The sequence below is a fragment of the Grimontia sedimenti genome, assembly GCF_011045095.1.
GTDB lineage: Bacteria > Pseudomonadota > Gammaproteobacteria > Enterobacterales > Vibrionaceae > Enterovibrio > Enterovibrio sedimenti.
Genome location: NZ_JAALDL010000001.1, coordinates 210,258 through 223,451 on the forward strand (window position 1 = coordinate 210,258; position 13,194 = coordinate 223,451).

14 protein-coding genes are annotated in these 13,194 nt (G+C 52.7%); all 14 read left to right on the forward strand.

Going from position 1 to position 13,194, the window contains the following annotated elements; translation table 11 throughout:
* Positions 1-65 precede the first annotated feature (65 nt).
* From G5S52_RS00925 to G5S52_RS00990, 14 genes are read left to right on the forward strand one after another with little or no spacing between them, the layout of a single operon-like run.
* Positions 66-593 (forward strand): phage tail protein, encoded by a 528-nt coding sequence (locus G5S52_RS00925; protein ID WP_046303131.1) that lies wholly within the window; start codon positions 66-68, stop codon positions 591-593.
* Between the two features lie 10 nt (positions 594-603).
* A complete protein-coding gene (locus G5S52_RS00930; protein WP_165011399.1) occupies positions 604-1,410 on the forward strand; it encodes a T4 family baseplate hub assembly chaperone in 807 nt (268 codons plus the stop codon).
* Between the two features lie 14 nt (positions 1,411-1,424).
* The gene (locus tag G5S52_RS00935; protein ID WP_165011400.1) at positions 1,425-2,276 is read left to right on the forward strand and encodes a hypothetical protein; all 852 of its coding nucleotides are present in this window, start codon (positions 1,425-1,427) and stop codon (positions 2,274-2,276) included.
* The gene (locus tag G5S52_RS00940; protein WP_165011401.1) at positions 2,273-3,580 is read left to right on the forward strand and encodes a Pvc16 family protein; all 1,308 of its coding nucleotides are present in this window, start codon (positions 2,273-2,275) and stop codon (positions 3,578-3,580) included. The genes G5S52_RS00935 and G5S52_RS00940 overlap by 4 nt, the downstream gene beginning before the upstream one ends.
* On the forward strand, positions 3,577-5,589 hold the full coding sequence (locus G5S52_RS00945; RefSeq protein ID WP_235956034.1) for an ATP-binding protein: 2,013 nt from the start codon (positions 3,577-3,579) through the stop codon (positions 5,587-5,589). The genes G5S52_RS00940 and G5S52_RS00945 overlap by 4 nt, the downstream gene beginning before the upstream one ends.
* Positions 5,582-7,120, forward strand: a complete 1,539-nt coding sequence (locus G5S52_RS00950) for an eCIS core domain-containing protein (protein WP_165011402.1) — start codon at positions 5,582-5,584, stop codon at positions 7,118-7,120. Before G5S52_RS00945 ends, G5S52_RS00950 begins: the two co-directional genes overlap by 8 nt.
* 8 nt (positions 7,121-7,128) lie before the next feature.
* Positions 7,129-7,338, forward strand: a complete 210-nt coding sequence (locus G5S52_RS00955; protein ID WP_165011403.1) for a hypothetical protein — start codon at positions 7,129-7,131, stop codon at positions 7,336-7,338.
* Positions 7,339-7,962: a CIS tube protein gene (locus G5S52_RS00960; RefSeq protein WP_165011404.1), complete on the forward strand. Its 624-nt coding sequence runs from the start codon at positions 7,339-7,341 to the stop codon at positions 7,960-7,962.
* A 15-nt stretch (positions 7,963-7,977) separates the two neighbouring features.
* The gene (locus G5S52_RS00965) at positions 7,978-8,322 is read left to right on the forward strand and encodes a LysM peptidoglycan-binding domain-containing protein (protein WP_165011405.1); all 345 of its coding nucleotides are present in this window, start codon (positions 7,978-7,980) and stop codon (positions 8,320-8,322) included.
* Positions 8,322-9,449, forward strand: a complete 1,128-nt coding sequence (locus G5S52_RS00970; protein WP_165011406.1) for a hypothetical protein — start codon at positions 8,322-8,324, stop codon at positions 9,447-9,449. Before G5S52_RS00965 ends, G5S52_RS00970 begins: the two co-directional genes overlap by 1 nt.
* On the forward strand, positions 9,446-9,961 hold the full coding sequence (locus tag G5S52_RS00975) for a phage baseplate assembly protein V (RefSeq protein ID WP_165011407.1): 516 nt from the start codon (positions 9,446-9,448) through the stop codon (positions 9,959-9,961). Before G5S52_RS00970 ends, G5S52_RS00975 begins: the two co-directional genes overlap by 4 nt.
* A 13-nt stretch (positions 9,962-9,974) precedes the next feature.
* A complete protein-coding gene (locus G5S52_RS00980) occupies positions 9,975-10,298 on the forward strand; it encodes a hypothetical protein (RefSeq protein WP_082111348.1) in 324 nt (107 codons plus the stop codon).
* Between the two features lie 14 nt (positions 10,299-10,312).
* Positions 10,313-10,678 (forward strand): GPW/gp25 family protein, encoded by a 366-nt coding sequence (locus G5S52_RS00985; RefSeq protein ID WP_062709518.1) that lies wholly within the window; start codon positions 10,313-10,315, stop codon positions 10,676-10,678.
* On the forward strand, positions 10,675-13,194 hold the full coding sequence (locus G5S52_RS00990; RefSeq protein WP_165011408.1) for a baseplate J/gp47 family protein: 2,520 nt from the start codon (positions 10,675-10,677) through the stop codon (positions 13,192-13,194). Before G5S52_RS00985 ends, G5S52_RS00990 begins: the two co-directional genes overlap by 4 nt.

A 13,194-nucleotide genomic window follows, 5' to 3' on the forward strand; every position in this document is an offset into this window, starting at 1 on the left:
CTCCGCCGATGGCGGTGGCTGTCGGCAACTTCAATGTATGACTCGATAGGTAGCGAGGGGGCGTTATGTCTCAGCTCAATGTGAATGGCCAGCGGGTAGTCCCGTATCCTGGGTACAAATTCATCATCAAAGAAGCCGGTGGTGATGTGCTGGCGGCGGTGCAGAAAGTGTCAGGTCTCAGCCGCACGGTGGAAGTGAATGAATACCGCGCAGGAGGGGATCCATCCCACACCCGTAAATCTCCGGGTCAGGTGAAATTCGAAGCCATCACGCTTGAACGTGGTGTGACGGAAAATCTCCAGTTCGAACAGTGGGCAAATAAGGTTTGGCGAATCGGGACCGAGCCCGGCGGTGAAGTGTCGCTGGCAGACCTCCACAAAAACCTGATTCTGGAAGTGCTGAATGAGGCGGGTCAGAAAGTGCTGAGCTACAGCATTTACCGCTGCTGGGTATCGGAATACAAAGCGCTGCCGGGGTTAGATGCATCCAGTTCTGCGTTCATGATTCAGTCCATCAAACTCGAAAACGAAGGCTGGGAGCGCATGGCGGTGACCACGCCGAAAGAACCCAGTTTTGTTCATCCTGAGCAGTGAGTAGACGCTGATGGCGATGGTGTTGCAAGCATTGAACGATAACCGTCAGGTGGAAGTGTGGGAAGCCGCTTCAGCCCGTCGCGCGCAGGAGCGAGCGGCAATACTGGCGGGCGCTTTTGTGCCGGATTCGTTGAAACCGACATTGCCTGATTGGACAGTGGCAGGTCGCGATCATTTATTGATGCTTGCTTACCAGCGCCAGTTTGGGGATGCCATCGAGGTTGAAGCCAAATGCGGTGAATGCGGAGAAAAAACGCAGCTTTCGTTTACCGTTTCACAAGTGTTAGGCACCGCGTCCCCTGAACTCTCCAAAGCCTGGGACGAGGTGCACGCTTTGCTGGATACGGATGCGTATCTCCCCGTTTATCACGATGTGATTTTTGAAGGGATCCCCTGTCGGTTTCGTTTACCCCGCATTGCGGATCTGAACATGCTGGAAAACAGCGAAGCCATGCTGTTTCAGTTTGCACAAAGGGTTATTGAACCCGAGGATTTCCCGCGAATCCGTTCAGCGCTGGCAGAAAAAGAGAATGCGCAAGAAGCCTGGAAAATGCTGTTCGATCAGATCGAACAACAGATGTTGGATTCTGAACCTCTCTCCATTGTGTCGCTGAATTCAGCCTGCCCGGATTGCGGCGCCGAAACCTTGCATCAGTTTGATATTGCCAACCAGTTTTGGGCGCAACTCTCCGCCAGTGTTGAGAAGCAGCTGTGGGATGTGCATTTACTGGCAACGGCTTATGGCTGGTCGAGTCAGGATATTCTCGCTATGAGTCCTGCCCGCCGTCGTCGTCATATTGCGATGATTATTGAGTGAGGAGGGGGAAGAAGATGAGTCGAGGCCTCAGCCAATTTCTTCGCCGAAATGTTTCGGGTGAACAGTCGCTTAAACCTGTGGTGCGTTCTTATTATTCCCACGTGAGTGATGATTCTTCGCCCACATCACCTCAATCATCAAGTGACACTGTCACTGAGTGGTTGGTACCAGAACCGACGAAAACAAATCTCGAACCGACTCTAAGTGAGCAGAGTGAAGTTTCATCATCAGTGCGACCAGAAAATGCATCCCGCACTGGCCGGAATCTTGAATATGGTTTTGACAGGGAAGTTGATCCCTCATCCTCCTCAGTTTCTCTGGAGAACCTTGAGAATCGCTCAACCCCAAAGGACGATTCGTCAGATATAGAGGCCGAATTTCCTGACCATAATGCAGAGTCTTCAAGCAAAGAATGGCATAGACAAGAATGGCAGAGAGAAGCGGAAAACAAATCAACGCTTTCCGCTAGATCAGATGCATCATCAAACGATGTAACCCAGCATTCTGCAAGTGCTATGACCCTCGCCGAGTTGAGAGACTTAGAGCTGGAATCTTCCTCTGTCGCACCTGAAAACCGTCAGCAACCTGCGAAACGCCGCGACTTCACTAAGCAGGTTGCCGCATCAATATTGGGAGACGAAAAAGTGTCGCCTAATACGGAGCGCTTGGCCTCTGTGACTCCCGTTGAATCAGCGCTCTCTCCAGAAAAAGAAGGGAGTCCACAAGACCACCTCGAAGTGTCCGTGACCATTGGCCATGTTTCGATCGTGCCGGCTCCCAAAGCACCAGAGAAAAAAGTACCAAGCTGGAAGCCACCAGTGAGCCTGTCCGACTACCTTCGTGATCGTCAGGAGGGCAAACGATGAGTAGCGCGCTGGCGATAGCAGGTATCACGCAACTTCTCCGGGATTTGCTGAATGATGGCTTGGTGGATCACGACGTGGCAACCATGGTCAACACCAATGTACCTGTTCACGCGCTTCCACCCGACCAAATGCTGGCGCAGGAAGAAGATAGTGCACCTGCGCTGAATGTGTTTCTCTACCACACCGAAGTCAACGCTGCCTGGGCAAACCAATGTTTGCCAACCCGAAACAGCGACGGCGATAGAATCAATAACACACCGCTGCCGCTGGATTTGTATTACATCGTGAGTGCGTATAGCACCGCGGATTTGCACAACGATGTATTGCTTGGCTACGCCATGCAAATTCTTCACGAGCATCCGGGGTTTACCCGCGCAGAAATTCAAACTGCACTAAACCCTTCACCCGCCATTGCTGCGGGCCTTCCTCTGCTTCTCCAAGCGCTGGCAGACACAGGTTTGGCTGATCAGGCTGAGGCGATTCGTATCGCGCCCCATCCAATGCCCGTGTCGGAAAAATCCGCGTTATGGAGCGCATTGCAAAGTCAGTACCGTCCCTCCGCGACTTACCGCGTATCAACCGTGTTGATGCAAGTTGAACAGGGCACGCGGGAAGCGCTTCCGATATTGACCATTGGCCCCGGAAATACAGGGCCCGATGTCCAGCCAAGTCTGGTTCCGTCAGTCCCCCAACTGGCGCGCATTATCCCTCCCGCCTTGCAGTCCAGTGCAAGGTTGGGAGATACCCTGGACACCGAAGGGTTTGCGCTGGATGGCGCGAATCCTCGATTTACGCTCTCTCATATCTCACAGGAGGTGGAACATACAATCAATGCAGAGGCGGGCGGAACAGCACGCGCGCAGTCAGTGACACTGCCGAATGCTGCAGCCAATTGGGCAGCAGGTATCTATTCACTTTTCTTTACTGCTGACGTTGGTGGTCAACCATTACAATCTAATCAACTTTCCGCCCAAATCGCCCCAGTCATGACCTTGCCACCCAACAGTGTGGTGCGAAATGGTCAAACTGTGGTTGTCACGTTAAGCGTTACCCCGCACGTTCATCCCGGACAACAAGCCATGATGTGGCTCGGTTCAGAAGGGGCGACGGCGGAATCTGTCGCTGTGGCGACAAACACCCTCGTTTTTATCTTCGGGCCTCTGATTGCAGGCAGTTACCCAGCCAGATTGCGTGTTGATGGTGTTGATAGCTGGTTTATCCTTCGAGACAGACCACCAGTTGCTCCAGACTTCATCCCAAGAGCACCGATTTTCGACCCGACTCAGGTAGTGGTGGTGCCATGATGTCTGAGTCCATCCAATTTTCTGTTTCTGAGCAGCAACAAGCCAAAGAGCAGCAATCTCTTGAGCGCTGGCAGGCGTTGAACAACGCTCATTTAGCCGCCTTGGTAGATTGGGCGCTCAAATTGCTGTCAGACGAAGACAACACCACATCGTTGGAGTCGGTTTCATCCATAAATGCTCGATTCCGCTCCGAAACTAAAGCGGGTAACCCGAGTTCAATCAATGTCTTGAACGATCAGTTTGGACTGAATGAAAGCGACCAGAGCGTATTGGCCTTGGTGATTGCTGCCGCCCTTGAACCATTGGTGGGAGAGCGTTGCGCGACACTTTCCGGCAACCACTCAAATCCATTTCCGAATGCGATGCTTTGTGTATCACGGATTCCGGAATGTGACTGGAGCAGCTTTTCACCGCATTCCCCACTTCGTTATTGGTTGCTGGTGGAATGGCAGCCGTTAGGTTCTGGCGATGGAGTATTGAGTGCCGATGAGCGGGTGGTGAATTTTGCCCGCGGTCTGAGCTACATCGATGAACGTCTTTCCGTATTGCTTGAACCTGCCAATGTGGAATCAGTCGTTTCTCTCATGCCATCCCAGCGCCAACAGTTGAATGCTGCATTAAATTACCTTTCTCAAAGCCAGCACTTCGAAGTGAATAATACGTCGACCGTGTTTGAGCTTTTTGGAGACGATGCCTTCGCTAAGCGCACAATGGCGGTCTCTATTTCGACCGAATTAAATATCGGTTTGCAACGTATTAATGCCGCTAACCTACCTTCCCGCGCGAACGATTTAGATGCGCTTGCAAGGCTCTGGCTGCGGGAAGCGAGCCTTTTACCCATGCTGCTATTGGTCGAAGAAGCGGACGATGCGCCAAAACAAAAGCTGGCAGCGCAGTTTGTCGCGAGATTGCGTGGATTGGTGTTGATTGATACAGGTCACGCTTCTGCAGCCCTTTCAAGTAGAAGCTTTCCGCTTGAAGTGAAACGCCCAACGGTGCAAGAGCAGGAGTCGATTTGGTCAGAGTTACTTCCGGTTGAAGACAAACAGCTCCCTGCAAGATTGGCCGAACAGTTTTCGATGAGCGAGCCAGACATTTTCCGATCCGCTTCAGTGGCCGCTGCCCAAAGTGGCTCAGATAGCGACTCAGAGTTTGAAAAAGCACTTTGGAAAATCTGCCAACGTGGCGCGTCTACTGAGCTTTCGAAACTCGCCCAACGCATCGAGTGCAAAGCCAGTTGGGAGAATCTGGTGTTACCGGAATCCCAAACGAAGATGTTGGAGCAGCTTGCTTCTCAGGTTGCTCTTCGCAGCCGTGTTTATCAGTCCTGGGGATTTCGTGAACGCATGAGCCGGGGCATGGGCATCAGCGCCATGTTCAGCGGTGAAAGCGGGACAGGGAAAACCATGGCAGCAGAGGTAATTGCCAATACCCTGAACCTCGATCTTTACCGTATCGATCTTGCCAGTGTGATCAGCAAATACATTGGCGAAAGCGAAAAGCAAATGCGCGCCTTATTTCAGGCGGCTGAGCGCTGTGGAGCCATCCTCTTCTTTGATGAAGCTGATGCACTGTTTGGCAAGCGAAGTGAGGTGAAAAACAGCAATGATAGATTCGCCAATATTGGCATCGATGACTTGCTGCAACGGATTGAAATGTTCAACGGATTGGCGATTCTCGCCACCAATCTAAAATCCCAAATCGACAAAGCCTTTATGCGTCGTCTGCGCTTTGTGGTGGATTTCCCATTTCCTGCGCCAGCGGAAAGAGAGCGGATCTGGCGCTCTGTATTCCCGATCCAAACACCATTGGCTTCCGACGTTAACCCAACTCGGCTTGCTCGACTTAACCTCACAGGCGGCAGTATCCACAATGTTGCGTTGAATGGTGCGTTTCTCGCAGCGCAACACAATGAATCGGTGTCTATGCGCTGGCTGATGGAAGCAGCCGCGGCGGAGCTTCAAAAACTCGAACGTCCCATCAAAGCGGGGGATTTGAATTATGGCTGAATTCACTCCACTGACACCGCAGAAATCCAATGCCGAGAAAGCGGTCAATACTCCGCAAAACGGCTTTGTGATTCAGAAAAAATGCGGCTGTGGGAATGCTGCACCGACAGGAGGCACTTGTTCTACTTGCGCCGCTAAAGCAGCTGCGAACAGCCCAGTTTTGAAAAAACCTGCAGCCAGCTCGAGCACAACCCAGCCAGACGGTGCGATTCCGCAATCGTTAAGAGAGCGTGCGGAACAAACCTTCGGTACAACGTTGCCGGATGTGAATTTTTATACCGGCGGCATGGCACAAAACTACGCCCGACAACTTCAGGCCAAGGCCTTTACTGCGGGTAACGACGTGTTTTTCGGCAACGGATTCTATCGTCCTGACACGCCAGAAGGCTTGCGTTTGATTGGGCATGAGTTGACGCATGTAGTGCAGCAGCGCCGTGGGCTCGCGTTCTCGAAACTTCAGGGCGCGGGTGACACTTATGAGCAAGAGGCTGATCGGGGAGGTGATGCATTTGCTGTGGGTCAGCGCTTCAGTGTGTCGTCACCACAAGGCTCGATCGGACGTTTCCCACAAAGGATGGGCGCGGCAGAGTCTGCGGAAGTCGTGGGCACTGAGAGCCCCAGCCATGGTTTGGATTTCATTGGTGAGATGTGGGATCAGGATGAATTGATCAACACATTAGACAGCTTTCGTGACATGGAAAATGATGAGCGAAAACTTCTGTTAATTCCAGAGTCAGCTGTCGAGCGTTTCGGCAGCGCACCAACAGAAAATGCCCCGCCGGCCCAAGCAAAGCTTCTAGATTCTACCAGGGGAGGTTTTCCACAAAAAGCGCCAGTGATTCAAAGGGCAGTTGTCGCTGGATGCAATGTTCCCGCCATGACAGCCAGTCAAATAGGCGTGGCTGCCCATGTCCAAATTGGCGGTGCATGTGGGTTGTTGCATGCAGCAAACCCCGCATCGAATTGTTTGGGTGGAGGGCACCCGGGCTTTCAAATCCCCGGCTCGACCAGACCAGACATGGTAATTCAATATCCCTTTGGGCCCTTTATTGATGAAGTCGGAGAAATCAAACCTGCTTCATGGCTTAACCCTAACAACAACCGACAGGCTGTTGCCGAGCAGCAACTCAATACCGATATCGCCAACTATCAACGAATTATTGGTCCGGCGACATCCATGTGGTCTTTCGCTTTTCCACGAGTGACCTTTGTAGCAAATCCAACCCAGTGGATTCGAGTGTGGCCAGCGACGGGAGCCTCTGCCTCTAATGGTGTTCATTACTACAGCTGCTCTAACAAACCGCGAAGAAGACCAAGACCAGTGCCAATTACGGTTCCTCAACCAGTTCCTGTTGTTAACCCTAGACCCGTAACACCAAGAGTGCGTACGCCAGTGGTAACGCCAGAAGTTGTTGTGGGTGGCGCTGCTGCCGTTGGCATCGGTTATCTCATTTACCGTGGCGTCAGGATGATCCCTTCACTGGCACCACCGTTGTGGCCAACCATTCCCGCCAACCTGGCCATTCCATAGGAGGATGAATGAAAATCACGATTAGATTCGATCACATCGACATCGCTGAAAACGCCTCCTATCGCGAAATTTATCGCGTGATGTCTGATGCCGTCCGGGAAAACTGGCCGGGTATGACATCCGTCTCATCAGAGCACCAAAGGCTGGCACAACAGCAAGCAGCGGCTTCAGCAGCAAGGCAATTATCCCGGACTATTGCAGCTAGGAGGGTGCGCTAAATGCTGTCTTCCCAACCTAACTACCTAAAAGCGGGAATTGTGCTGTTGGATCCACAAAGCACGGAGCCAATGAGTGCTATTCCTTTGCTGATTAATCCTGACTCACTCAATACCCAGTTTGAGGTGAAATCGCCATCGACCTCTGAAGCCCGCAGTGAGCAACTTCGTCTGAATGGCCCGCCAAAAGAAACCATTACGTTTGACGCCATTCTCGATGCGACAGATGCCATGTCACGGGGAGACGAGGATGCAGTGAAATACGGAATAGGGCATTACATCGCTGCGCTTCGCAGCCTGATTTCACCAACCAAACGCCAGCTTTTAGACAATGACACGCTGGCGCGACAAGGCAAGCTCACCATTATTCCGATGACCCAACCTTTGCCTGTTTTCAGTTGGGGATTGCGCCGAAGAATGCCTGTGAAAGTCGGTAGTCTTTCTGTGGCAGAAGAGTTTTTCAGCGCGCAGTTAAATCCTATCCGCGCCAAAGCCAGCCTGTCACTGCAAGTGTTGTCGGTCGATGATTTAGGCTTTGACCATCCTGCTTCGTCGCTCTTCCTGCATTACCTTGATGGCATCGAGAAGCAAGCAGCGAAAGTCATCAAACCAGCAGTAGATGGATGATTAGGGGCGAATAGCATGACTGATCTTACCCAGTACCTTCTCAGTAACACCGACGAAACCGCAGACTTTGCGCCAAGCAGTCGTTATGCGGGTGCGCCTTTAAAAGTGATGATGGACAGCAATGGCACTGAGAGAGTCTTTGTAAGCCGTCGTTTCGTTCCTCAACCCGCGGCGGAAGGCACCGCTCCCATGCTTTTGGTTAGAGAAGGAGACAGGTTGGATTTGCTGGGGGCAGCGTACTACGCGGAGCCATCGCGTTGGTGGCACATTGCGGATGCCAATCTTGAAGTTTATCCCGGTGATTTGGTGGCGACTCCGGGTCGGAAAATTGCCCTTTCTTCGGGCGATGGGGAAGGCTGATGTCTGATGTTGTCATGAGCCTTTACATTGGCCCTGTTGCGCCGGTTCCGGTTTCAAAAGCGGTTATTAACGCCTTTGTTTCCTGTGAAGTGCAATCCAAAACCGAGGGGCCTTCCGGTTTTCAGTTGGTGTTTGAAATCGACAATAATTCGCCGCTGCACACTATCTTTATGCTTGCCAGCAACAATCCCATCCCGTTGGTGCGCACCGTGATTACGGTGGAAATGCACGGCAAGCAAAGTGTGTTGATGGACGGTGTTATCACTCAACACAATGTCAGCCCGGCCAGCGCTCCGGGTGTATCTCGGATGACCATTACAGGGAAAGACCTGACTCATGTGCTCAGCTATCTCGATTTCAGCTTTATGCGCTTTCCCGCCATGCCCGATTTTGCCCGAATCAATTTGGTATTGGCGAAGTATGCGTTCCTTGGGTTGGTCCCAAAAGTTATCCCGTCTGTGTTGATTGATGTACCAGTGCCGACAGACCGCATACCCACTCAGCAGGGAACCGATCTCGCCTATATCCAATCGTTGGCCGACCGCGTGGGGTATGTGTTTTACACAGAAACCACGGATACCGTGGGTGTGTCTGTCGCGTATTGGGGGCCGGATGTTCGCATCGGGAAAGTACAGAAACCACTCAATGACGACTTGGATGCCAACCGTAATGTGACCTCGCTGTCTGGCTCCTATGACGCGCAGGAAGCCTACATTCCACTGATCACCATTCAGAATCCACAGACCAAAATGCCACTGACGATTCCAGTGCCAGATTTCAATCCACTCAATCCGCCACTGGGCTTGATTCGCCCCATCACTTTAAAGACCAAAAACATCTATGAAACCGCTAAATATTCGCCGGTTCAGGCGGCCATGATCGGCATGGCGAAAGCGGCACAGTCTGCGGTTCGCGTGTTGAAAATGACAGGCTCGTTGGACGTGCTGGCTTACGGTTCTTTGCTGATGGCTAGGCGCTTGGTGTATGTGCGAGGCTCTAGTCCAGCGTTCAATGGCATTCACTATGTGGAATCTGTTACCACCACCTTTAAGGAAGGCGAATTGAAGCAGGATTTTCAATTGAGTAGGGACGGTTTGCTGTCGACCGTTAACAGGGTCTCCGCATGACAACACCTCTTTACGGTAAATTCCGCGGCACCGTGGTCAACAATGTCGACCCAATGCAGCAAGGGCGGATCCTCGCCACGGTTCCCAGCGTGTCAGGCATGGTTCCCGGAAGCTGGTGTATGCCTTGCCTGCCTGTGTTGGGCTTGAGCTCAGGAATTTTCTCGGTCCCACCTATTGGTGCAGGCGTGTGGATAGAGTTTGAACAAGGGGACGTGGATTATCCCATCTGGACGGGATGTTTTGCAGGTTCGCCTTCGGATGTACCGACGCTGGCGAGAACCGCAGTGCCGCCCATTTCTGCCATCACGCTGCAAACTATGGCGAAGAACGGCATCGTGATTTGCGATATCGGCGGGCCAATGGGCATGGGTGGTATCACGCTGCAAACAGCAACAGGGGCAACGCTGTCAGTGACTGACGCGGGCATTTTCATCAACAACGGCAAAGGGGCGCAGATATCAATGGTGGGACCAACCGTGGATATCAATAACGGCGCGTTAACCATCACCTAAGAGGAATGCAGCAATGCCAGGAGCGATTCTTCATGTTGGTGCCACAGTCACCTGCGCCCATGGTGGGCAGGCGACACCCACTGTGCCTAATCCAAGGGTGATGGTGTCTGGCCAACCTACTGTGCTGCAAACCTCACCTTATGCCGTCGCTGGTTGTGCTATGCCGCCGCCGAACGCTGGTAATGGCCCTTGTGTGACGGGGCAGTGGTTGTCGGGTTCGGTGCGCGTTTTGTCATTGGGGCAGCCTTTCGCGTTGCAAACGGGGCAATCTGTTTGCGCACCCACTGGCACGCCTTTGCTCCCATCTGTGGTTCAACCGCGTGTACTGGCGACCTGAGGGAGTGAATCCTTATGGCTTATCCCGATTTTCCTTATCGCATTGATACCCAGGGCCGGACAGCGACCACGACGCGGCTGGATGTCATTCGCGATCGTATCGAGCAGGTGCTTTTCACTGAGCCAGGCGAGCGGGTGATGATGCCAACATTCGGCTGCGGGCTGAACCGCCTTCTTTTCGCGGGTGTCAGCGAAGCGGTTATTGAGAATACACGGAGTCTGGTGGCGACCTCGCTGCAAACCTGGATGCAGGACGATATTGATCTTTCTGAGGTAGACGTCTATTTCGACAATGGCGCGCTTTTTATCAATGTTGCCTACATCGTTCTCCCTACCGGAGAGTCACAACAGGCCACGTTTGAGCGGGAGGTGTCAGCATGATCTATTTTTGCTGCGACCAACGCCGACGTGAGGCAGTGCGCCAGTCCGATTTGAATGGCATCGATTTCGTTGAAGTCATCGATCGTGAAGCGGCGCTGGAAACTGATCGTCAACGGTTTCTTCATCTGTATTTGGTCAATGATCCCGCCGCGTTTGTTTACACCATCGATAACATTCGCATTGAAGGGCCGAATGCCAGTGAAATAGTCAATGTCACGATGGGACTGGACGGACAAACCAATGTATTGGTAATTGAAGTCGCCGAGCCCGGTGATTTCTCGCCTTACACCATCAACATTGTCACCAGCGCATTAAATCCATTGCCACCACCAGAGATAGATCCTGCGCTGGCATCTGTTGGCTTCTCTTTCAAAGTAGAATGCCCCTCGCCATTCGACTGTCAAAGCAGTTGCGATTGCCCTGAACCTGAAACCCTTGATACAGAGATAGATTACACGGCGAGAGATTTCTATTCCTTCCGCCGCATGATGCTCGACAGGCTTTCCGTAACTGCACCAAGCGCAGCGACCGGACACCCCGCAGACCTTTCTACTGCACTGGTGGAAGTGCTGGCCTATACCGCGGACCAACTGGCTTACCAACAGGATGCCGCCACGACGGAAGCCTATCTCAATAAAGCGCGCTCACGAATTTCGCTCAAACGCATGACAAGGCTGGTGGATTACAGCGTGGATGAAGGCTGTAATGCCCGTTGTTTTTGCCACTTTGCTGTGTCGGCAGATGTACATCCTATTGCCCCAGCCACCTTGGTCATTCCCCAAGGCAGCGCGGTGTGTACCCAACTGAGTGAGCAACCCAGAACCTTCGCGAGAGACGACGCTTTGCTCGCGCAAAGTGGTGCTGTGTATGAAACCTGCCATGACGTATCAGCGCTTTTTTCCCTTCATAACGAAATCACTTTTTATACCTGGAGTGACGCTCGTTGCTACCTGCCAAAAGGCGCTATAAGTGCCACTTTAGATGGCCATTTTCCTGACTTGGAAGCGGGCATGTATCTGGCGTTTGAAGAAATCATGGGGGCGCGAAGTGGCAGTCAGGCTGACCGACAGCTGTCGCAACGTCAGGTGGTTCTCCTCACACAAGTGCAGGCATTTGATGCAGATGGTGAACCGCTCCTCGATCCGGTAACGGAATTGCCAATCACAGAGGTCAACTGGCATGGCGCAGATGCCTTGCGCTTCCCTATGTGCATTTCATCAGAAACTTCCATTGAGGAAGGGCGCCGATACCTTGAACCTGTCACCGTTGCCCGGGGCAATATGGTGCTGGTGGATCACGGTCAAACGATCTCGGGCGAGCGTTTACCGGAAGTACCACTGCCAACGCTGAGTTGGGCGCCGGGGCAGGGTATGCAAGTGGATAGTGCGAAAGGAGCAAGCTGCGCAGAAGCTAATTGTGAGCAGGAACAGGCTGAAACCATCACCCCAAGATACCAGCCAACTCTCGTCAACCGTCCACTGACGTTTTCCCCTGACTATACGCTAGGTGCGCCTGCGACGGAGCTTTTGAAAACACCTTCACCGAGCGAAACATTCGCCAGTGTTTCTCTTGATGCAGATGATGGCGTTGAAGTGCGTCCTTATCACGTTGTCAGGGATATGCTCGCGGCAGACGATTCGTCCTTGGTATTTACCACGGAAATCGAGCGGGATGGTACGGTGTCACTGCGCTTTGGTGACAACGTTTATGGCCGTCGTCCGTTGCCCGAAACCCAGTTTACAGCCACCTATCGTGTAGGCGTTGGGTCAGCAGGTCATATCGGTGCGGACAAGCTCTATCATCTCGCATTACCTATTCCTGAGGTAACGGAGGTGCGCAATATCACCCCCGGTGAAGGAGGGCGAAACCCGGAAACCAATGCGCAAATCAGAAAACGTGCGCCTTTCCTGTTCAAAACACAAGAGCGGGCAGTCACGCGGGATGATTATCAAACGCTGGGTCGACGGGTGGCCGGTATTCAGGACGTCAGTTGTGCCTACATCCATACGGGCAGTTGGATGACGACCTTTGCCTTGCCCGATCCAGACGATAGGGTAGAAGTGTCTGACACATTGCGAACCACGCTTCGTGACCATTACGAAAAATTCCGCCTCGCCGCCCATGATGTGGAAGTGTCGTCACCGGTTTATGTTCCCCTTGAAGTGACGCTTCATGTTTGTGTTGCGCCGAATACGTCGAAATCCCATGTTCGCCAGCGCTTGTTGAATCTTTTCTCACCAAACCGTTTGCCTGATGGCGCTTTGGGTTTGCTACACCCTAATCGGTTCCGTGCAGGAGAAACGCTCCATCTCTCACCTTGGTTGGCTGCCGCTCAAAATGTGGAAGGGGTGATAGCAGCCAAAGTGACACGATTCCGCCGTTTTGGGGATCCAAGAACCAGTGGGTTGGTAGACAGAAAGCTCGAATTCGGCCGCACTGAAATCGCACGGATCGACAACGACATCAGCCATCCGGGTAATGGCGTGTTCATTCTCGATATGGATGGAGGGCGTTGA